15 protein-coding genes are annotated in these 21,757 nt (G+C 75.8%); 8 read left to right on the top strand and 7 right to left on the bottom strand.

Translation table 11 applies throughout. From position 1 onward, the window contains the following. Positions 1-2: 2 nt before the first annotated feature. Complete coding sequence (locus EDD32_RS01860; RefSeq protein ID WP_123914123.1) at positions 3-1,838, bottom strand: acetyl/propionyl/methylcrotonyl-CoA carboxylase subunit alpha; 1,836 nt, start codon at positions 1,836-1,838, stop codon at positions 3-5. Between the two features lie 306 nt (positions 1,839-2,144). On the opposite strand from EDD32_RS01860, the gene EDD32_RS01855 reads away from it, so the two are divergent. Further along, positions 2,145-2,978: a uracil-DNA glycosylase gene (locus tag EDD32_RS01855; RefSeq protein WP_425459467.1), complete on the top strand. Its 834-nt coding sequence runs from the start codon at positions 2,145-2,147 to the stop codon at positions 2,976-2,978. 78 nt (positions 2,979-3,056) lie between these two features. Here the strand turns inward: EDD32_RS01855 and EDD32_RS01850 are convergent, their stop codons facing one another. Then, a complete protein-coding gene (locus tag EDD32_RS01850) occupies positions 3,057-3,689 on the bottom strand; it encodes a Maf family protein (protein WP_123914119.1) in 633 nt (210 codons plus the stop codon). Positions 3,690-3,922: 233 nt separating this feature from the next. On the opposite strand from EDD32_RS01850, the gene EDD32_RS19715 reads away from it, so the two are divergent. The 5 genes from EDD32_RS19715 to EDD32_RS01825 all read left to right on the top strand — a co-directional run bounded on the left by EDD32_RS19715 (position 3,923) and on the right by EDD32_RS01825 (position 13,499). Next, positions 3,923-5,917, top strand: coding sequence for an Hsp70 family protein (locus tag EDD32_RS19715; RefSeq protein ID WP_123914117.1), 1,995 nt, complete (start codon positions 3,923-3,925; stop codon positions 5,915-5,917). Positions 5,918-5,922: 5 nt separating this feature from the next. After that, positions 5,923-8,496, top strand: coding sequence for a helix-turn-helix transcriptional regulator (locus EDD32_RS01840; protein ID WP_123914115.1), 2,574 nt, complete (start codon positions 5,923-5,925; stop codon positions 8,494-8,496). Between the two features lie 150 nt (positions 8,497-8,646). Continuing rightward, positions 8,647-10,020: an IniB N-terminal domain-containing protein gene (locus tag EDD32_RS01835; protein ID WP_123914113.1), complete on the top strand. Its 1,374-nt coding sequence runs from the start codon at positions 8,647-8,649 to the stop codon at positions 10,018-10,020. A gap of 156 nt (positions 10,021-10,176) precedes the next feature. After that, on the top strand, positions 10,177-11,973 hold the full coding sequence (locus EDD32_RS01830) for a dynamin family protein (protein ID WP_123920059.1): 1,797 nt from the start codon (positions 10,177-10,179) through the stop codon (positions 11,971-11,973). After that, positions 11,970-13,499: a dynamin family protein gene (locus EDD32_RS01825; protein WP_123914111.1), complete on the top strand. Its 1,530-nt coding sequence runs from the start codon at positions 11,970-11,972 to the stop codon at positions 13,497-13,499. The genes EDD32_RS01830 and EDD32_RS01825 overlap by 4 nt, the downstream gene beginning before the upstream one ends. Here EDD32_RS01825 and EDD32_RS01820 read toward each other — a convergent pair. The 5 genes from EDD32_RS01820 to EDD32_RS01800 form a co-directional block, all read right to left on the bottom strand. After that, entirely contained in the window at positions 13,449-13,973 is a 525-nt protein-coding gene (locus tag EDD32_RS01820) for a hypothetical protein (RefSeq protein WP_123914109.1), read from the bottom strand. The genes EDD32_RS01825 and EDD32_RS01820 overlap by 51 nt on opposite strands. A gap of 100 nt (positions 13,974-14,073) precedes the next feature. Then, positions 14,074-15,759 carry a DUF885 domain-containing protein gene (locus EDD32_RS01815; RefSeq protein WP_123914107.1) on the bottom strand — a complete coding sequence of 562 codons (1,686 nt, stop codon included), beginning with the start codon at positions 15,757-15,759 and terminating at the stop codon, positions 14,074-14,076. Next, positions 15,756-17,234: a tyrosine-protein kinase domain-containing protein gene (locus EDD32_RS01810; protein WP_123914105.1), complete on the bottom strand. Its 1,479-nt coding sequence runs from the start codon at positions 17,232-17,234 to the stop codon at positions 15,756-15,758. The genes EDD32_RS01815 and EDD32_RS01810 overlap by 4 nt, the downstream gene beginning before the upstream one ends. 49 nt (positions 17,235-17,283) lie before the next feature. Next, positions 17,284-18,198, bottom strand: coding sequence for a hypothetical protein (locus EDD32_RS01805; protein WP_123914103.1), 915 nt, complete (start codon positions 18,196-18,198; stop codon positions 17,284-17,286). Between the two features lie 11 nt (positions 18,199-18,209). Continuing rightward, positions 18,210-19,523, bottom strand: coding sequence for a lipopolysaccharide biosynthesis protein (locus EDD32_RS01800; protein ID WP_123914101.1), 1,314 nt, complete (start codon positions 19,521-19,523; stop codon positions 18,210-18,212). Between the two features lie 261 nt (positions 19,524-19,784). Here EDD32_RS01800 and EDD32_RS19305 point away from each other — a divergent pair, with 261 nt between their 5' ends. Both EDD32_RS19305 and EDD32_RS01790 read left to right on the top strand, forming a co-directional pair. After that, positions 19,785-20,402, top strand: a complete 618-nt coding sequence (locus EDD32_RS19305; protein WP_425459466.1) for a sugar transferase — start codon at positions 19,785-19,787, stop codon at positions 20,400-20,402. 20 nt (positions 20,403-20,422) lie between these two features. Continuing rightward, the gene (locus EDD32_RS01790) at positions 20,423-21,742 is read left to right on the top strand and encodes a glycosyltransferase (RefSeq protein ID WP_123914099.1); all 1,320 of its coding nucleotides are present in this window, start codon (positions 20,423-20,425) and stop codon (positions 21,740-21,742) included. Positions 21,743-21,757: the final 15 nt, after the last annotated feature.

Below are 21,757 nucleotides of genomic sequence, written 5' to 3'. Positions count from 1 at the left end.
GGTCAGTCCGTGCTGTCGCCGTCGTCGAGGGGGTCGATCTGGCAGATGACCGCGCCGCTGGTGACGTTCTGCCCCACCGCGGCGCTCATCGAGTGCACCCGGCCGGCGCGGTGGGCGAGGAGCGGCTGCTCCATCTTCATCGCCTCCAGCACCACCACGAGGTCCCCGGCGGCGACGATCTCGCCGTCGGCGACGGCGACCTTGACGATCGTGCCCTGCATCGGTGAGGTCAGGCCCTTGCCGTTGGTGCCGACGCCCGCCGTGGCCCGGGCGGTGCGTCGCAGCGGCCGGCGGCCGGCACCCCGGGAGGCGGAGATGCCCAGCGCGGCGGGGATGACCACCTCCAGGCGCTTGCCGCCGACCTCGACGACGACCCGCTCGGTCGCGGGGGCCTCCTCCTCGGCCGCGGCGGGGGAGGGCTGCGTCCGGGTGGAGGGCAGGGCCCGCAGGCGCTCGGCGTAGTCGGTCTCGATCCAGGTGGTGTGCACCCGGAAGGACTCCGCCCCGTCCGCGGCCACGAAGTCGGGCTCGGCCAGCACGCCGCGGTGGAACGGCAGCACGGTCGGCAGCCCGACCACCTCGGCCTCGCGCAGCGCCCGGCGCGCCCGCTCGATGGCCTGGGTGCGGGTGGCGCCGGTGACGATGACCTTGGCGAGCATGGAGTCGAAGGCACCGGAGACGGCGTCGCCGGCCACCACCCCGGAGTCCACCCGCACGCCCGGGCCGCTCGGCCACGTCAGGGAGCTGATGGTGCCCGGCGCCGGCATGAAGCCGGAGGCCGGGTCCTCGCCGTTGATCCGCAGCTCGATGCTGTGGCCGCGGACGGCGACCTCGTCGTAGCCGAGCGGCTCACCGGCGGCGATCCGCAGCTGCTCGCGCACGAGGTCGATGCCCGAGACCTCCTCGGTGACCGGGTGCTCGACCTGGAGGCGGGTGTTGACCTCGAGGAAGGAGATGGTCCCGTCCGTGCCGACGAGGAACTCGCACGTGCCCGCGCCGACGTAGCCGGCCTCACGCAGGATCGCCCGGGAGGCCGACACGAGGTTGCTCTCCTGCTCGGCGGTGAGGAACGGTGCCGGCGCCTCCTCGACGAGCTTCTGGTGGCGGCGCTGGAGGGAGCAGTCACGGGTGGAGACCACGACCACGGTGCCGTGCGCGTCGGCGAGGCACTGGGTCTCCACGTGGCGGGGACGGTCGAGGAAGCGCTCGACGAAGCACTCGCCGCGCCCGAACGCCGCCGTCGCCTCGCGCACGGCGGAGTCGAAGAGCTCGGGGATCTGCTCCCGGCTCCGGGCCACCTTCAGCCCGCGTCCACCGCCGCCGTACGCCGCCTTGATGGCCACCGGGAGACCGTGCGCGTCGGCGAAGGCGAGGACCTCCTCCGGGCCGGAGACGGGGTCGGCGGTGCCGGGCACCAGCGGGGCGCCCACGCGCTGGGCGATGTGCCGGGCGGTGACCTTGTCGCCCAGGGCCTCGATCGCCGACGGCGGCGGACCGATCCACACCAGGCCGGCGGCCTCGACGGCGCGCGCGAAGTCGGCGTTCTCGGAGAGGAACCCGTACCCGGGGTGGATGGCGTCGGCGCCGCACCGGCGGGCGACGTCGAGGAGCTTGCCGGCGTCGAGGTAGGTCTCGGCGGCCCGCATCCCGCCCAGGGCGAAGGCCTCGTCGGCGAGCGTGACGTGCAGGGCGTCGCGGTCGCTGTCGGCGTAGACCGCCACGGTGGCGATGCCGGCGTCGGCGCAGGCCCGGGCGACGCGCACCGCGATCTCGCCGCGGTTGGCGATGAGCACCTTGGTGAGCCGGCGCTCGGCCGGCTGGCTCACGGTGCTCGTCATCTGCTCTCCTGATCGATCGTGCCCCTGGGGGCGGTGCGGCACGACGAGGCGTCCCGGTGACGCGGCTCCGTGCTCCCTGACCGGCTCACGTTAGCCGCGGGGGCCGCGCGCCTCACAACCGGACCCGCGTGCACGGCCAAGTCTGTCCATCCCCGCAAGCGAGCCGAAATGAACTTGTGGGATCCTCACAAACAACCGGGAGGTCCTGACGGCCCTGGCCGGTGACCTTCGTAGCACCCGGACAAAGACCGCCCCACGTGATGGCAGCGCTGGGCGTGAGCGGTCGGCAGCGGGCAGCATGGGGTGGTGCCCGACGTCCCGCCTCGCCCGCACCCGATCACGGGTCGACCGTTCACCTCCCCCGTGCCGCCGGGGACCGGCTGGCCCGGGGACCCCGCGCTCCCCGGCACGCCCGTCGCGCACGACGAGGCCCAGGTCGCCAACCTGGCCCGCGGCGCGGCGGACGTCGCCGCCCTCGACGCCCGGGTCTCGGTGTGCCGGGCGTGCCCGCGGCTGGTGGCCTGGCGGGAGGAGGTGGCCACGGCCGGGCGCCGGGCCGCGTTCGCCGACCAGCCGTACTGGGGTCGTCCGGGGCCAGGGTTCGGCGACCCGCGGCCGGAGGTGCTCGTCGTGGGCCTCGCTCCCGCGGCGAACGGCACCAACCGCACCGGGCGGATGTTCACCGGCGACCGCAGCGGTGACTGGATCTACGCCGCCCTGCACCGGGCGGGCTACGCGAGCCGCCCCACCAGCACCGCCGCGGGCGACGGCCTCGAGCTGACCGGCGTGCGCATCGTCGCCGCCGTGCGTTGCGCCCCGCCCGCGAACCGGCCCACCCCGCTCGAGCGCACCACCTGCGGGCACTGGCTCGACCGGGACCTCGAGCTGGCCGCACCGGGGCTGCGTTCGCTCCTGGCGCTCGGCGCCATCGGCTGGGACGCCACCCTCGCCGCGGCGCGGCGCCTCGGCTGGGAGGTGCCCAGGCCGCGGCCCCGGTTCGGCCACGACGCCCGGACCGAGCTGCGCACCCCCGATGGCCGGACCCTGCGCCTGCACGGCAGCTACCACGTCAGCCAGCAGAACACCTTCACCGGACGGCTCACCGAGGAGATGCTCGACGCCGTCATCGCCAGGCTGTGACGGGGCGCCGGTCAGGGTGCTGGGACCGACGGCGCGGTGTCGGGACCGACGGCGCGGGTGCCGGGACCGACGACGCGGCTACCGCGGCGCCCACAGGTCCGTCCACGCCAGGCCCAGCTCCGCCAGCAGGACGCGGACGAGGGGCAGGCTCACGCCGACGACCCCGTGGTAGTCGCCCTCGATCGCCGTGACGAACGCCCCGCCCAGGCCGTCCACGGTGAACGCCCCCGCCACCACGAGCGGCTCACCGGTGGCCACGTAGGCCTCGATCTCGTCGTCGGCGAGGTCCGCGAAGTGCACGACGGTCGAGGAGGTCCCTCCCGCCTCCCCGCCGCCGGGGCGGACGAGCCAGTGCCCGGTGTGGAGGACACCGGACCGGCCGCGCATCCGGCGCCAGCGGGCGACGGCGTCCGCGGCGTCGGCCGGCTTGCCGAGGACGTCGGGGCCCGACCCGTCGTCCAGCTCGAGCATGGAGTCGCACCCCAGGACGACGTCCGCCGAGGGTGCGTGCGCGGCGACGTCCTCGGCCTTGGCCCGGGCGAGCACGAGCACCTGCTCGGCGGCGGGCATCGTCCCGCCGGCGCCCAGGACGGCCGCGGTGAGCACCGCGGGCTCGTCGACGTCGGAGACGCGGACGTCGGGACGTACGCCCGCGGAGCGCAGGGTGGCGAGGCGTGCGGGGGACGCGGAGGCCAGGAGCAGGGTGGTCACCGCGCCCAGGGTAGAGACCCGTGCCCGGCCGCGCGCGGTCAGGTGCCCCCCCCACCTGGGATGTTGCCGTCCGGGGTGGTTCGCCGCGGCCCTCGCCCGTATCACAGGGGGCGGCAAGTCCGGTAGAGCCCGGTTCTTCGGACCCGTTACCCCTAGCGGTGACCGCCGTACCCCTCTAACCTCGACAACGGAGCAGGGGGGCTGATGAGCCAGAGGGCTCGGAGGACTTGCTCATGAGTTATGGCCTCGGCATCGACGTCGGGACGACCACGGTGACAGCGGTGTTGCGCCGCGAGACGGACGAGCCCCCGGAGATCCTGGAGCTGGGCAGGGGGAGTGCGGCGGTCCCCGCGGCCATCGGCCTGCGGGAGGACGGCACGACGGTGGTGGGCGAGGAAGCCCTCGAGCTGCGCGACACCGCGCCGGAGCGGGTCTGCGTCGCGCTGGTGGCGCGGGTGGGCGACCCCGTCCCGGTCCACCTCGGGGACATCGCCGTGCGCGCGGAGGACCTCCTGGCCGCCCTGGTCCGCCGCGTCGTCGAGCGCGTCGAGCAGCAGGAGGGTGCGCCCCCGGCTGCCGTGGTCCTGTGCCACCCGCCCACGTGGGGCGCCTACCGCACCGACCTCCTGCGCGAGGCCCTGGCCGGCGTCGGCCTGGCCGCCGCGTCCCTCGAGCCGACCTCGGTGGCGACGGCCCGGGCACTCGAGGTCCAGCGCCCCCTGCCCGACGGGGCGACCGTCGCCGTCCTCGACGTCGGCAGCGGCACGGATGCCGCCGTGGTGCGCCGCACGGGCCCCGGCTCCTTCGAGCCGGTCGGGCGTCCCGGCCGCGACGCGGCGACCGGGACCGCTGACCTCAGCGAGGCCGTCCTCTCCCGGGTGCTGGCCGGCGTCGGCACCGCCGTCGGTGCTCTCGACCACGACGACAGAACTGTCCGCTCCGGGCTGGCGCGGCTCCGGACGGACTGCGAGCGGGCGACCCGGGCGCTGAGCGCGGACCCCGAGACCGATGTCGTCGTGCCGGGGCCGGACGGGGAGCGCCACATCAGGCTCGTGCGCTCGGAGTTCGACGTGCTCGTGGCCGAGCCGGTGGCCCGGACGGTCCGGGTCCTCACCGACACCCTCGCCGCCGCGGGCCTCGCGGAGGTCGACGAGGTGGTCCTCGCCGGTGGCGCGGCCAGCGTCCCGGCTGTCGTCCAGGGGGTGTGCGAGGCCCTCGACCGGGCCGTCGTCGTCGTGGACGCGCCGGGGACGGCTGCGGCGCGCGGGGCCGCCCTCGGCGCGGCCGCCCTCTCCCGTCCGGAGACGGCCGCCCCGCCGGCCGAGCAGGACGAGCCCGTGGCGGCGACGCCGGCCGGGCTCGCGACGGTGTCCTCGCCGGCCGTCGCGGCGATGGACGTCGGCGCCCTGACCCGGGTGATGTTCCTCGGGCGGCGCGGCCTGCGGGCGATGGCTGTCGCCGCCGCGGTGACGACCATCGTCGTCGTCACGGCGGTCGCCGGGCAGACGCCGGTCGAGCCCGGCACGCCCGGGGGCGGCACCTTCTTCTCCTTCCTGCCCTTCCCCGGCAAGCCGGCGACCGCGGCCGCCGGGCAGACCGAGGCACCCGGCGGCGACCCCGGCCCGGCCGCGCCGGGCGCGACGACGCCGGGGGTCACGGCGGCCGGCGGCCGCTCGGGCACCGTGGGTGAGGCCGGTCCCGCCACCCCCCGCCTCCTCGCGGCCGCTGGTGTCGAGGAGCACGCGGGGGCCCCGCTCGCCGCGCCCGACCCCACCCCGAGCGCGCCCGCGACCGCCGGGTCGACCGGGGGCACCACCGCGCCCGGGGCGGCGCCGAGCAGCACCACGAACCCGACGACGCCCACCACGCCCGCGCCGAGCACGACGACGCCGGGTCTCACGGACCCGACCCCGGACCCGACGACGCCCGCGCCGGACCCGACGACGCCCGCGCCGGATCCCACGGATCCGGCCCCCGACCCGACGACGCCCGCGCCGGACCCGACGACGCCGGCCCCGGACCCGACGACGCCCGCCCCGGATCCCACGGAGCCGGCGCCGGATCCCACGGAGCCGGCCCCGGAGCCGACGACGCCCGCGCCGGACCCCACGGATCCCGCGACGGACCCGACCTCACCGGCGCCCGACCCCACCACGCCGGCCACCGAGCCGGCCCCCGACCCCAGCGACCCACCCGTCGAGCCCACCGCCGCCCCGACCGCAGGGTGACCACGATGGCGACCGCCCGTCCTCCGCTCCGCGTCCCGCCGCTCGCGCGGCACGGCCAGGCCGAGGACCTGCTCCGTCTCGCCGCGTCCCCCGGGCTGCTCGTCGCGAGCGTCACGGGCCCGGGGGGCTCGGGCAAGAGCGTCCTGCTCGACGCCCTCGCCGAGCGGCTCGACGCCACCGGCGTGACGACCGCCGAGACCGCCGGCACCGATCTCCCGCCCGGTGGCGCCGTCCTCGTCGACGACGCGCACCTCCTCTGCGCGGACGAGCTCGACGCGCTCGCCCGGCTCGCGCAGGCCGGCACGCACCACCTCGTCGTCGCGCACCGCCCCGGCCCGGGCGGCCCCCACCTCGCCCGGGTCCTGGCCGCGATGGGCACCCGGCGCCGCCGGGTCGTGCTCGGGCCGGTCGGTCCCGCCGACGTCGGCCGCTACGCCGAGGAGGTGCTCGGTCTCGCCCTCCCGGCGGAGGCCGTGGCCGAGCTGTACGGGGCGACGGCCGGCCTGCCGTGGCTCCTGCACCGGGTCGCGGAGACGTGGGAGCGCGGCCGGCTGCCCGTACCCGTCGTGCCGCCGGAGGTGGCCGCCCGGCTCGGTGTCGAGCTCGACCACCTCGAGCCCGCCACGCAGGAGCTCCTCCTGGCCCTGGCGGTCGGGTTCGACCTGTCGGGCCCGGTCCTGCCCCCGGCCGTCCTCGAGCACGGCTCAGCCGTCGTCGACGCCGCGCGGGACGAGGGCCTTCTCGCTCGCGGCGCGACCGGCGTGCCACTGGTCGGCGCGGCGGTGCTCGCCGGGACGGACCCGCACCTCCAGCACGCGCTGCGGCACCGGCTCGTGGAGACCCTCGTCGAGGCGGGGCTGCCCATCGGGTCCGCGCTCGCGCGCGACCTCGCCGATGCCGGCGTGCGTCACCCCGCCCTCGCCCAGGCGCTCCTCGGGGCCGGTGACGACCTCGTCGCCGACCGGCCGGAGGAGGCGGCCGGCCTCTACCGCGCTGCGGCCGCCGCCGGTGCGGGGGAGGACCTCACGGCGGCCCGCCGGGCCCGGGCCGCGGCGGCCTCGGGGGACACCGACGCCGCGTCCCGGCTCGTCGACGACCTCCTGTCCCGGCCCGAGCCGCCCGTGCTCGCCGTCGACGTCGCCGCCGCCGTCTGGGCGCGCCGCGGCATGCTGGTCCGCAGCGCCGAGGCCTACCGGTGGCTCGGCCCACGGGTGGGCAGCTCGGCGCCCGTCGCCGCCGTCACCCTGCTCGGCACGGGCGACCTCGACGGCGCCGAGAGCCTGCTCGCGGGCGTGGTGGGGTCGCCGACCACGGTGGGAGTGGCCACCCGGCTCATGGCCGAGGGGCTGCGCTGCTCCGTGGTGGGCAGCCCGACGAGGGCCCTGGCCCTCCTTCTCCGGGCCTCGGACACCCTCAGCTCGGCAGCGGCGCCGCCCCCGCTGCCGGAGCTGCCCGCGGTCCTCGCCGCCCTCGTCGCCCTGCAGAACGCCGAGGCCTCGCTCGCCGGCACCGTGCTCGACGACGCCCTCCGCGCGGGCCAGGGCGGTCCGGCGGTCCGCCCGCACCTGCTCCTCGTGCGGTCGTGGACCGCCATGCTCCGAGACCAGCCCGCCCCCGCCCGGGCGGCGCTGGAGGAGGCGCGGGAGCACCGTCTGGACGGGCGCGACCGGTGCCTGGCGCTGACTCTCGACGTCGGCCTGGCGCGCCGCGCCGACGACGCTCCCGCTCTGGTGCGGGCGTGGAGCGCCGCCCGGGAGCAGCTGCTGCGCTGCCCCTCGGACCTGTTCACCATCCAGGCGCTCGCCGAGCTGCACGTCTGTGCCGCCCGGCTGCGCGACACCGAGATCCTCGAGCCGCACCTGACCGACGCCTGGGCGCTGCTGGAGCGGCTGGGCCGCCCCGCGCACTGGGCGGTTCCCCTGCACTGGGGGGCGGTCCAGGCGGCGATCCTCGCCGACCGGCCCCAGGATCTGCGTCCGCACGCCGCCGCGATCGTCGCGGCCGCACCGACGAACCGGCTCGCCGCGGCCCTCGCCCCGGCCGGCCGGGCCTGGGTGCGGGTCCTGGCCCGATCCTTCGACGCGGCGGAGGTGGAGGAGGCTGCCGAGGGGCTCGCCCGGGCGGGGATGGTGTGGGAGGGGGCGCGGCTCGTCGGCCACGCCGCCGCGCGGGCCCACGACCGGCGCGAGCAGGGCCGTCTCCTGGCCCGCGCGAGGGCCATGCACCCGGTCGCGGCCCCTCGTCCGGACCCGTCGGCGCCGGAACCACAACGCGGCGCTCCCGCGGTGGCCGCGTCGGCCCGGACCGCCTCGCACGGCGTCGCGACGGGCGGGACAGGGGCCGGCCTCCACGGACCCGGCACGGGTCAGGGAGCGGGCACGGCCACGCTCAGTGCCCGCGAGCGAGAGGTCGCCGCGATGGTCCTGGCGGGGCGCACCTACCGCGACATCGGCGAGACCTTGTACATCTCCCCCCGCACGGCCGAGCACCACGTGGCACGGATCCGGCGCCGGCTCGGGGCGCAGAGCCGCTCCGACCTGCTCGTACGCCTGCGGGCCGAGCTCGGCGGCGGCGGATGAGGGGCCCGCCGGGCCCGCCCAGGGGCCGATCCCCTAAGGGGCGCGGCGGAGCGGGGGGCCGATCCCCGATGTGCCGCCCACGGGCCCCGACCTACGTTCGTGACGTCGCCGGCAACGAGGCCGGCACCCTTCGACCGACGAGGACAGATCATGGCAACTCTGGCAAGCACGCTCCTTGACTTCCTGCTCAGCCTCATGAGCGACCCGGCAAAGGTCGCGGCGTTCAACGACGATCCCGAGGGCACGCTGGCCGCGAACGGCCTGGGCTCGGTGTGCACCGACGACGTCGACGCCGTCATGCCGGTCGTCGTCGACTACGCCCCGGTGCGCATGGACTCGACCTTCGACCGTGAGTACAACACCGGCGGGAACACCTCCTGGGTGGGCAAGCCCGACCGCGACTACGGCGGTGGCAAGGACCGGGACGACGACCACAAGGACCGGGACGACCACGACCGCGGCGACGACCACAAGGACCGGGACGACCACGACCGCGGCGACGACCACAAGGACAGCGACGACCACGACCGCGACGACTGGCACAAGGACCGCGACGACGACCACAGCCACGCCGTCCAGCAGATCCACAGCATGGTGAACAACTACTCGTACACCTCCACGGTGGACGACCGCGACACCGTCGTGGACCAGTCGGTCAACCAGAACATCTGGGCCGACGGGGACGTCCTGCAGCTCTTCGACAACGACGCGGTGGTCTCCAGCGGCGACTACTCCACGGCCGCCGGCGACGACGCCGAGGTCGTGAACAACTCCGGTGCGTACGTCGGCGACGACGGCGACGCGAGCGTCATCGAGAACAGCGGCCAGTACGCCGACCGCGGTGGCGAGAACCAGGACAACGACGTCGAGAACAGCGGCAACCTCGCCGACCGCGGCGGCACCGTCGAGGACAACGACGTCGACGCGAGCGACAACTCCGGCCAGGTCGCGTTCAACGGCGGGGAGAACGAGTCGACCGACAACAGCGGCAACTCCGGCCAGCTCGCGGACCGTGGCGGCGAGATCGAGGACAACGACACCGACATCACGGTCGGCGACGTCACGATCGACGCCTCGGACAACTCCCTCAACGAGGCCGGCCCCGGCGACCTCATCTCCGACAGCGACGTCGGCAACACCGACGTCGAGATCGAGGACTCCTTCCAGGACAACTCCGACAACTCCACGACGACGGACATCGAGGTCGACATCGAGGACTCCTTCAACGAGGACAACTCGGTCGAGACCGACGTCGAGATCGAGGACTCCTTCCAGGACAACTCCGACAACTCTGTCGACAACTCGACGGAGACCGACGTCGAGGTCGAGATCGAGGAGTCCTTCAACGAGGACAACTCGGTCGACAACTCGGTGGAGGCCGACGTCGAGCTGGACGTGGCGATCGAGGACTCCTTCAACCCCGAGTTCGAGGACGAGTCCATCAACGACTCCGTCATCGTCGAGGACAACGAGGTCGACCTCGAACTCGTCTCCGAGACCGGACCGGGCGACGCCGCCGCCTGACCCACCGCGCCGCCCCGGCCCAGCGACCACACCCCCCCTGCCGCTGGGCCGGGTCCGGCGCGTCGGGCCCGCCCGGACCGACGAACGCGACCGCTGACCGACGCAAGGACGCAAGGAGGACACGTGGAGGACCTGGTCGGGCTCGTCGAGCAGACCATGCGGCTCGTCGGCGCCGGGGACCGGCTCGACCTGCGTCGCCGCCTCGAGCAGACCCGGGCCCGCCTGCTCGACCCGTCCGTCCGGGTCGTCGTCGTCGGGGAGCTCAAGCAGGGCAAGAGCCAGCTCGTCAACGCCCTCGTGGGCGCCCCGGTCTGCGCCGTCGACGACGACGTGGCCACCGCGGTGCCCACCCTGGTCCGGCACGGCGCGGAACCCGCCGCGGTGCTCGTGGCCGCCGGCCCGGCCGGCCCGGACGGGGAGGCGGTCCCCGAGCGGCGCGCGGTCCCGCTCGGGGAGGTCGCCGCGCACGTCTCGGAGCGCGGCAACCCCGGCAACGCCGAGAACCTCCTCGCGGCCGAGGTGGCGCTGCCCCGCAGCGTCCTCGAGGGCGGGCTCGTCCTCGTGGACTCGCCCGGCGTGGGCGGGCTGGACTCCGGGCACGGGGTCGCCACCCTCTCCGCCCTCACGACGGCCGACGCGGTGCTCTTCGTCACCGACGCCTCCCAGGAGCTCACCGAGCCCGAGGTCCGCTTCCTCAGGCAGGCCCTGCGGGTGTGCCCCAACGTCGCGTGCGTCCTGACCAAGACCGACCTGTACCCCCGGTGGCGGCACATCGCCGAGCTCGACCAGGCCCACCTGACGACCGTGCGCGGGGACATCCCGCTCATCCCCGTCTCCTCGGTGCTGCGGTTGACGGCCGCGCGGGAGGCCGACCCCGGGCTGAACAAGGAGTCCGGCTTCCCCGTGCTCGTGGGGCACCTGCGCCACCAGGTGCTGGGTCAGGCCGAGCGGCTGAGGCGGCGGTCGGTCGCGAACGACCTGCTCTTCACCGCCGAGCACCTCGAGATGGCGCTGCGGTCGGAGCTGGACGCGCTCAAGGACCCCGACGCGGCCCCTCAGATCATCGCCGGCCTCGAGGCCGCCAAGCAGCAGGCCGACGAGCAGCGCCGGCGGTCCTCGCGCTGGCAGACCACCCTCGCCGACGGGATGGGCGACCTCATCGCGGACATGGACTACGACCTCCGGGACCGCATGCGCACCGTCCAGCGCGAGGCCGAGACCGCCATCGACGCCGGTGACCCGGGCCAGGTGTGGCCCGAGTTCACCGAGTGGCTCGAGCAGCGGGTCGCCTCCGCCGTCTCCGACACCTTCGTGTGGACCAACGAGCGCTCGATCTGGCTGGCCGCGCAGGTGGCGGCGCACTTCGCCCAGGGTCAGGTGGCCCTGCCCACCCTGCAGGTCGCCGACACCTCCGACGTCCTGGACCCCGTGCCCGACGTCGGGGCGCTCGACGACGGCCACCTCGGCGTGGGGCAGAAGATCCTCGTCGGCATGCGCGGCTCCTATGGCGGCGTGCTGATGTTCGGTCTGCTCACCGGCATCGCCGGCATGGCGCTGATCAACCCCATCTCGGTCGGCGCGGGCGTGCTGCTGGGCGGCAAGGCCTACCGGGAGGACAAGGAGGCACGGCTGCGGCGGCGCCGCTCCGAGGCCAAGACCCTGGTGCGGCGTCAGATCGACGACGTCGTCTTCCAGGTGGGCAAGCAGCTGCGCGACCGGCTCCGGCTCGTCCAGCGACTCACCCGCGACCACTTCACCGAGATCGCCGAGGAGCAGCACCGTTCCCTCGCCGACTCCGTCGCCGCGGCGCAGCGCGCGACCACCACCCTGTCCGCCGGACGGGAGGCCCGCATGAGGCAGATCGAGGCCGAGCTGGAGAAGGTGACGCGGCTGCGCCGCAAGGCCGAGTCCCTTGACCGGGCGGCCCCCGCCGTCGCGGCGGGCGCCCGGTGAGCGCCGCGACCCTCGCCGCGGCGCGGGCCCTGGTGGCTGACGCGCTCGACGTCCTCGGCGACGATGCCGCGGACCGGGCCGCGCTCACCGGGCTGGCCCGGCGCCTGGACGAGCCGCTGCGCATCGCCGTCGCCGGTATGGTCAAGGCCGGCAAGTCCACGCTCATCAACGCCGTCGTCGGGGAGGAGATCGCCCCGACGGACGCGGGGGAGTGCACGCGCGTGGTCACCTGGTACCGGTACGGCGCGGCGCCGTCGGTCACCCTGGTGCCGGTGGGCGGGGGGCCGTCCCGGGCGCTGCCGGTGCGGCGCGAGGACGGGCGGCTGCGGCTCGACCTCGGGACGCCGCCGGAGGAGGTCGAGCGCCTGGTCGTCGAGTGGCCCGCCCGGGCGCTGCGCGACCTCGTGCTCATCGACACCCCGGGGACGTCCTCGCTCTCCACCGAGGTCTCTGCCCGGACCGCGACCGCCCTCACGCCCGAGGACGTGCCCGCCGAGGCCGACGCCGTCGTCTACCTCATGCGCCACCTGCGCGCGGCGGACACCGCGTTCCTCGAGGCGTTCCGGGACGCCGCGGGGGGCGGCGCCAACGCCGTCGCCGTGCTCTCCCGGGCCGACGAGATCGGCGCCGGCCGGCTCGACGCCCTCGTCTCGGCGCGTGACATCGCCTCCCGTGCCCGCGAGGACCCCGCGCTGCGCGAGCTCGCCGTCGCGGTGGTGCCGGTCGCGGGTCTGCTGGCACAGAGCGCCCGGACGCTGCGCCAGGCCGAGTTCGACGCGCTCAGCGCGCTCGCGGCCCTCGAGCGCGCCCACACCGAGCGGCTCCTCGTCTCGGTCGACCGGTTCGCCACCGCCGAGGCGCCGGTGGACGCGGCCGAGCGTGCCGCTCTGCTCGACCGTTTCGGGGTGTTCGGCATCCGCCTGGCGCTGGTGCTCCTGCGCGGCGGGGTGGCCCAGCCGACCCGGCTGGCGGGCGAGCTCGCCCGCCGCTCGGGGCTCGGCGAGCTGGTCCGGGTCGTGGAGGACCACTTCCAGGCCCGGGCGGAGGACCTCAAGGCCCGCACCGCCGTCGTCGCGCTCGAGCGGATGCTGCGGGCCCGGCCGCGGGCGGGCACCGACGGTCTCGAGCGGGCCCTGGAGCGCTTCCGCGCGGGAGCGCACGAGCTGGAGGAGCTGCGGCTCCTCGCCCGCGCGCGGACCGGCGGGCTCGGCCTGCCCGCGGGCGTCGAGGCCGACGCCGTGCGGGTCCTCGGCGGGCGGGGCGCCACGGCCGCCGAGCGGCTGGGGATGGAGCCCGCGGCCCCCGTCGGGGCGATGCGCGCCGCCGCCCTGGACGAGCTGCGACGGTGGCGCTCCCTCGCCGCCAGTCCCTTCAGCGACCGGGCGACCGCCCAGGTGTGCGAGAACGTGGCGCGCAGCTGCGAGGGGGTGCTCGCCGAGCTCGCCGAGGAGGCGGCGACCGCGTCGTGGCTGGCCCTAGGGACGGGTCCGGGCCAGGAGGGTGACGGGGAGCGCCAGGCCGGCTGAGGCGAGCTGCCCCAGCACGAGGACCCGCGTCGTCATCCCGGCCGGGCCCGGCTCGGCGAGGAAGCCCTCCGCGAGCAGCGCCAACGGCACGTGCGCGGCGAGGACGACCGCCTGGAGGACCCGGGTGCCGCGCCGCCGGCGGACCAGCCGGCGCAGCAGGAGCGCTTCGACCGCGGTGACCAGCACCAGCGCGCCGATCGTCGCCCACAGCACCGTCGTGGCCAGGCTCTCGACCTCGGCGGCCGGCCGGGCGGGGTCGAGGTCGGCGAGCATGGTCACCACCCGAGACCGGTTCTCCTCACGGGCGACGACGGCGAAGCCGGCGGCGATGAGGCCCGCGGCGATGCTCACCAGCCACAGCAGCCGGCCCGCGCGGATCGCCCCGGGCAGTGGCGGGTCGACGGGCGCGGTCGGTGCCGGGGTGGAGTCGGACATCGCCGGGCGCGCGGGCGGGGTCGCGTCGGGCTGCGCCATGGCGCGACTCTAGCGGTGCGTGCGCGCCCGGCACCGGCGGTTCGGGGGCCGGACCGGGTGCGGCCGGCCGGCCGGCCGCAAACCTCAGCCCAGCAGCACCTCAGCCGAGCAGCGCCCCGCGCAGCACGTCCAGGCCCACCGAGCCGACGTCGAGGGCGCGCCGGTGGAACGCCCGCAGGTCGAAGGTCTCGGGCTGGGCCGCCCGGGAGGCCTCGCGGATCTCTTCCCACAGGCGCTGGCCGATCTTGTAGCTCGGCGCCTGGCCGGGCCAGCCGAGGTAGCGGTCGAGCTCGAAGGCGAGGAACGGCTCGGGCATGTTGGCGTTGGCGGTGAGGAACGGCCACGCCCTCGCCGCGTCCCACGTCCCGCCGCCCCACTCGGCCGGGGCCTCCTTGCCCAGGTGCACGCCGATGTCGAGGACCACCCGGGCGGCCCGCAGCCGCTGACCGTCGAGCATCCCCATCCGGTCGCCCGGGTCGTCGAGGAAGCCCAGGTCGGCCATGAGGCGCTCGGCGTACAGGGCCCAGCCCTCGCCGTGGCCGCTGACCCACGACCCCTGGCGCCGCCAGGTGTTGAGGGTGTCGGCCCGGAAGACGGTCTGGCCGATCTGGAGGTGGTGGCCCGGGACGCCCTCGTGGTAGACGGTCGTGCGCTCGCGCCACGTGGCGAACTCCGTCACCCCGGCCGGCACCGCCCACCACATGCGCCCCGGGCGCGAGAAGTCCGAGCTCGGCCCGGTGTAGTAGATGCCACCGGACTGGGTGGGCGCGATGAGGCACTCGAGGCGCCGCACGGGGGCGGGGATGTCGAAGTGGGTGTCCGCCAGCGCCGCGACGGCCTCGTCGGAGGTCTGCTGCATCCACGCCCGCAGGGCGTCGGTGCCGTGGAGCATCCGGGCGGGCTCCGCGTCCAGGCGCGCCATGGCCTCGGTGACGCCGGTGCCCCGGCCGTAGAGCTGCTCGGCCACCGCCTCCTGCTCCGCGACGATGCGGGCCAGCTCGGTCAGTCCCCACTCGTAGGTCTCGTCGAGGTCGACGGCGGCGCCGAGGAAGTACCGCGACCACAGGGCGTAGCGCTCGCGGCCCACCGCGTCGGCCTCCGGCGCGTCGGGGGCGAGCTCCTCGCCGAGGAACCGGGCGAGGTCGGCGTAGGCCTGACGGGCGTCGGCCGTGCCCGCGGCCAGCGCCTCGCGCAGGGCCCGGGAGGGCACCTCGCCGTTCGTGGTGGCGCCCCGGACCAGCCGCGTGAAGAACGAGGTGTCGGCGTCGGCGAGCTCGTCGGCCTGGCGCAGGCACGCGGTCACCTGCCGCAGCGCTGCGACGTGGCCGGCGCCCTGTGCCGTGCGCAGGGACTCCTGGTAGCCCTCGAGCGCCTCGGGCAGGCGGCTGAGGCGGGCGGCGACGTTCTCCCAGTCCTCGGCGGTGTCGGTGGGCATGAGGTCGAAGACGTCCCGCAGCGCCTGCACCGGTGAGGCGATGACGTTGAGGGAGCGCAGGTCCTCGCCCGCCTCGGCCAGCTCGACCTCCAGGCCCAGACGTTCGCGCATCGCGGCGACGGTCACCCGGTCGACGTCGTCCGCCGGCTCGACCTCGTCGAGCGCGGCGAGGGTGTGCCGCGCCAGGGCGGTGACCTCCGCCAGGCCGGCGGGGGAGACGTCCGGCAGGCGGTCGTCGTGGCCGGGGACGCCCAGCTCGGTGGCGAAGAGCGGGTCGAGCTCGATGCTGCGGCGGACGTGCTCCTCGGCGACGGCGTCGACGGGCGTGGGGGTGCGGGTGGTCTCGGTCACACCGGGAGCGTAGTACCGGCCGGCGGCGACCCGGGCTCGGCGTCGTCCCGGGTGACCCGGCGCGTGACCCCCAGCTCGGCCGCGACCTCGGCCGGTGACTCCGGCCGGCGGGGCGTCTCCCCGGGCCCGCGCGAGCGGTAGGACTCGTAGCCGTACCGGTTCGCGTCACGGCGGCCGACCTTGTTCAGCACGACCCCCAGGACATGCGCCCCGACCTGGTCGAGGGCGTCAAGAGCCTCCCGCAGCTGGGCCTTGTGGACCTTGTCCGCCCCCGCCACGACCAGCGTGCCGCCGGCCAGCTTGCCCAGCACCGCCGCGTCGGTGACCGGCAGCAGCGGTGGGCTGTCGACGACGACGATGTCGTAGGCGGCCATGAGGTCCACCAGCAGGGTGGCCATGGCGCGTGAGCCGAGCAGCTCGCTGGGGTTGGGCGGGACGTCCCCGGCCGGCAGGACGTCCAGGCCCGTGCGGCGCCACCGTTGGACGACGTCGGCGGACTCGGCCCGGCCGATGAGCACCGTCGTCAGGCCCGCGGCGCCCTCGATGCCGAGGTACTCCGCCACCGACGGGCGGCGCAGGTCGGCGTCGACGAGGAGGACCCGGGCGCCGGTGTCGGCCAGCGCCAGGGACAGCGCGATCGACGTCGTCGACTTGCCCTCGCCGGGCAGGGAGGAGGTCACGACGATGGACCGGAGCTTGTGGTCCAGCCCCACGTAGCGCAGGTTGGTGCGCAGCCGGCGCACGTCCTCGGCCCGGGAGCCGTGCGGGTCGTCGACCATGAAGGTGGGCGACGAGCGGCTGCCGGTCTCGTACTGCACCGTGGCCATCACCGGCACCCCGGTCAGGGCCGTGACGTCCTTCGCCCCGCGGACCTTGGTGTCGAGCAGCTCCCGGGCCACGGCCGTGACGGTGCCCAGCAGCACCCCGAAGACCAGCCCGAGGGCCACGTTGAGGACGGTGTTGGGTGCCGAGGGCTCGGTGGGCACGCGCGCCTCGGTGACGATGGTGGCCTGGACGGGCTGGGTCCCGTCGGAGCGCTCGGGCGAGAGGTCCTCGGCGACGGCGGAGAGCTCGTCGGCGACGGCGTCGGCCAGGTCCGCGGCCAGCTGCGGGTCCTCGTCCGTGGCCGAGATGTCGAGGATCACCGAGTTCGGCAGGATGGTCGCCGTGAGGGCCTCGGCGAGCTCGTGGGCCTGGACGTCGAGGCCGAGGTCCTCGATCACGGGGTCGAGGACCATCGGGGAGGCCGCCACGGCGGCGTAGGAGACCATCTGCCGCTCGGCGAACGTCGAGCCCTGGTTGAGGTCGGAGATGGACTCGCCGCCCTCGGCCGCGAAGAACATCCGCGTCGTGGCCGTGTACTGCGGGACCGCGGCCAGGGTGAGCGCGACGGCGGCGCCCAGCGTGAGCAGAGCGATGAGGACGATGGTGGACCAGCGCTTGCGCAGGACGCCGAGGTAGTCGGTGAGGTCCATCGGGCCGTCCTTCGTGTCCCTGGTGGTGGGGTGGTCAGTGTGACACAGGTCACCCGTCGCGGCTGTCCGCCCGGATGAGCGCGAGGTCGGACGGCGAGTAGAGCCTCGCGACGATCCGGTCGTTCTGGCCGCCGGCAACGTTCTCCCTCGTCAGCGTCGAACGCTGAGAGCGGAGCACCGGAGGGAAGTCGAGGCGGCGACCGACGACCTGGCGTACCCGCATGCCCCGCCGGAGCGCGGCGTGGTGCAGCCACAGGTCGTCGGCGGACGGGGCCACGTCGAGGAAGCCCGTACCGAGGGTTCTGAGGTCGACGAGCAGCTCGGGCGGGTAGAGGACTCCGCCCACCCCCGTCATGAGGTGCGCGAGGCTGGCCTCGGTGCTGGTGCACGCCTGCCACTGCGCGTACGGGCGGGGAACGTCGCCCGAGAAGCCCATCACGTTCGCGCGGAAGCAGGAGACCTCGTCCGGTCGGGAGCCGTAGGCGGTCAGCAGGCGCTCCAGCCAGTACCTGGGGTACAGCGCGTCGTCGTCGGCCGTGACGAGCGGCGCCGTGTGCCGTTCCTGCGCCGCGACGTAGGGGTAGTACTTCTTGTGGGGGCCGAGGTCCGCTGTCGGGAGGATCTCGAGCCCACGGGCCCGGAGCCGGCGCAGCGGCGCCGGCAGACCGCTCGCGAGCTCGTCCTCCGTGAGCCAGAGCTGGAGGCGGCGTGGACGTACCGTGCCACGGCCGATGGACTCCAGCGCGAGGTGGACGGCGGCGGTGCGCCGGCCGTACGAGGTCATCGAGACCACGACGTCAGCGGTGCCGGTGACCGGGGCTCTGGTCAGCCGGTTGCGGATCTCCAGGCGGGCCTGGCGGAGCGTCGTCGTGAGGCGCCTCGACGTCCGGGCGGCGAGCCCCTCCCACCCCGGGCCACGTGCCCGCGCAGACCGTCGTGGTCGCGGCCCGTCACTGCCTCGCACGCGAGCTCCTCTCAACGGCGTCGCACCGTCCGTAGTGCCCGTACCGCGGCCCGGCCGTCCGACCGGCGCACACCGTAGAAGGCGCTCATCGGCACCCCCGCCACGCGGCGGAGCCACCAGATGTTGAGGTTGGACGACAGGAGACTACCCACGAGGGTGGCCGCGGCGGCTCCGATCGCGCCGTGGGCGGGGACGAGGAGGAGGACGAGGACGACGTTGACCACCGCCGCGACGGCGAGCGAGGCGCTCCGCAGGCCCGGGTGCCCCCGGGCGGAGAGCCCGGCGCCGGCGACCGAGCCCGGCACGCCGAGCACCACGGCGACGACGAGCAGCCCGGCGGCCGGCACCGACGCCGCGAAGCCGGCGCCGAAGACCACCGGCACCCAGGCGGGCATGGTCACCCCCACGACGAGCCCGACGGCGGCGCTCGCGGCCGCGCTGAGCCGGGCCGAGGCGGTGAGCCGGGCGTCGTCCCGGGCGGCGGCGTCGGCCGAGAACGTCACGTCGCGCACCGCCGCCGAGAGCACGAGCGGGACCTCGCTGATGTTGACGGCGACGACGTACAGGCCCAGCGCCGCGGCACCGGCGAGCGGGGTCATGAGGACCTGGTCGACGCGGGCGAGCAGCACCCCCGAGAGCGACCCCACCCACAGCCGCAGGCCGTAGCCGAGCAGCGGGGGCGCGACGGCGCCCGTACCGAGCCGTCCCCGCAGGGGCAGGTACGCCAGGCCCGCGACGACGGGAGCGGCAGCCGTGGCCACCGTCGCGGTCAGGGGCGTGAGTGCGCCGGCGGCGGCGAGGGCCGCCACCGCGCCCAGGCGCACCGCGGCACCGGTGACCCGTTCCCGGGCGACGAGCCCCCACGCCTGCAGACCGGCCGCGGTGGCACGGAGCACCCCTACGGCCAGCGCCGGCACGATCGCGGCGGCCCCGAGCATCACGAGGGACGCGAGGTCCGGGTCCCCACCGGCGAGCACCCCGGCGAGGAGGACGACGACGACGGCGGCGACCGCCCCCGCCCCGGCGAGGATGGCGAGGGCCCGCCGCGTCGTCCGGGCGGCGACCGCCCGGCTGCGGGCGATCGCGTAGGTGGCGGACTCCGGTACCCCGAGCGTGGCGAGCGTGACGGCGAGGAGGAACGGTGCGGTCGCGGCAGCCAGCTCGCCGCGGCCCGTCACGCCCAGGGACTGCGCGAGGATCGGGGCGGCCGCCAGCGCTGCCACCGCCGGGGCCAGGTTCCCGACGACCGTGGTCATCACCGCCCGGACGAGGGGCGACGACGGGGGGCTCCCGCCGTGCGCCGGTCCGCCGGAGGCCGGAGTCATGGCTGGCACGGTACCGCCCGTCACCTGGCCCCGGACGGCGTTGGGCACCCCCCGGATGGGGGGTCTCGAACCCCGCGTCTGGGGGTTCCGGCCCTCATCGGCCGCTCCCTACGCTCGCCGGAAGGGGACAAGGCGATTGGGGGCCCCGTGGCGATCGTGGAGCACCGCCCGATCACGGCGATCGGCTGGCCGTCACCCGCGCCGGCAGCGCGCCGGTCCGCGGCGGCGCCGGCGTCGACGCCGGCTCGAGACCGGCAGGTCGTGGCGTTCGCAGGTCGCGCGGAGGCCGCCGTCAAACGGGCGACGGACGTCGTGGTCTCGGCGTTCGCCCTCCTGCTCCTCACGCCCGTCCTCCTGGCCGTCGCGCTGGCCGTCGCCGTCGGGGACGGCGGCCCGGTGCTGTTCCGGCAGGTCCGGGTCGGACGGGACGGGCGCACCTTCACCATGCACAAGTTCCGCTCGATGACGGTCGATGCCGAGTCCCGTCGCGCCGCTCTGGCCGCGTTCAGCGACGGCAACGGCGTCCTGTTCAAGATGCACGACGACCCGCGCGTCACGCCCGTCGGCCGGTTCCTCCGGCGGTACTGCCTCGACGAGCTCCCTCAGCTGTGGGATGCGCTGCGAGGCGACATGAGCGTGGTGGGCCCGCGCCCGGCCCTGCCCGAGGAGGTCGCCCGGTACGACCTGACGGCCCGCCGCCGGCTCCTCGTGAAGCCCGGGATCACAGGGCCGTGGCAGATCAGCGGCCGGTCGGACCTGTCCTGGGCCGATTCCGTCCGTCTCGACCTGGACTACGTCGAGCACCGCTCGCTGCGGCGCGACGTCGCCATCCTCCTGCGGACCGCGGGCGCCGTGCTGCGCGCCGACGGCGCGTACTGACACCAGGAAGCGAGGCCACCATGAGCGAAGGATCGGGCCGGTTGCGCATCGCCTTCCTCGGGACCCGTGGCGTCCCGGCCCGCTACGGCGGCTTCGAGACGGCGGTGGAGGAGGTCGGCAGCCGCCTCGCGGCCCGCGGCCACGACGTCAGGGTGTACTGCCGGACCGGCGGGGAGGCGGGGCGGCCGGAGCACCTCGGGATGCGGCTCGTGCACCTCCCGGCGCTGCGACGCAAGAGCCTGGAGACCCTCTCCCACACCGCCCTGTCGGTGGGGCACCTGCTCGCCGCCGGCCGTCCCGACGTCGCCATGGTGTTCAACGCGGCCAACTCTCCTTTCCTGCCCGCCCTGCGGGCGCTGCGCGTGCCGGTGGCGCTGCACGTCGACGGGCTCGAGTGGCGGCGGGCCAAGTGGGCCGGGGCGGGACGGGCCTACTACCTCCTGGCGGAGTGCCTGGGGGTCCGCTGGGCGGACGCCCTCATCGCCGACGCCGAGGGCATCGCGGAGTACTACCGGGCCGAGTTCGCCGCCGAGAGCAACCAGATCGCCTACGGCGCACCGATCGTGGCGCCAGGTGCCGGCCGGTTGGTGGAGGTCGGTCTGCTGCCGGGCCGCTACCACCTCGCGGTTGCCCGGTTCGAGCCCGAGAACCACCTCCACCTCGTCGTCGAGGGATACGTCCGCAGCGGTGCGCGGCTGCCGCTGGTCGTCGTCGGCACCGCGCCGTACTCCGACCAGTACACCGCCACCGTCCACGCCCTCGCCGACGACCGGGTGCGCTTCCTCGGCGGGGTGTGGGACCAGGAGCTCCTCGACCAGCTCTACGCGAACTGCGCGACCTACCTGCACGGCCACAGCGTCGGCGGGACGAACCCGTCGCTGCTGCGGGCGATCGGGGCCGGCGCGCCGTGCCTCGCCTACGACGTCCCGTTCAACCGCGACGTGCTGGCCGAGGCGGCCGAGTACTTCGTCACCGCCCCGGACGTCGCCCGTGCCCTCGAGGCTGCCGAGACCGACCCCTACGCCACGGCCCGCCGCGGCATCCGCTCCCTCGAGCGCGCCCGTCGCTACGACTGGGAGGAGGTCGCGGACGCCTACGAGACGCTCGCGACCCGCCTGGCCGTCGACGGGCCCGTGCGGGTCCGCCCGAGCGGTCACCGGGCCGGTGTCGCGGCCACGTGGGGGGTGCCCAGCCCGCAGCCGGTGCCGGCCGTGCAGGTCGCGCCGGTCCCCGCGGCGCGGGTCGCCGCAACTGCGCCGGAGCTCGTCCCCGCCGTGCTCGAGCCGGGCGTGCTCGCTCCGGCGCCGCGGCTGCGGGCCCCCTTCCCTCGCGCGTCCTGAGGTGCTGGGATGCCC

The organism is Georgenia muralis (genome assembly GCF_003814705.1).
GTDB classification, from domain to species: domain Bacteria; phylum Actinomycetota; class Actinomycetes; order Actinomycetales; family Actinomycetaceae; genus Georgenia; species Georgenia muralis.
Note: the sequence above shows the minus strand (reverse complement) of the source record. Positions and strands in the feature narration are given on the sequence as shown.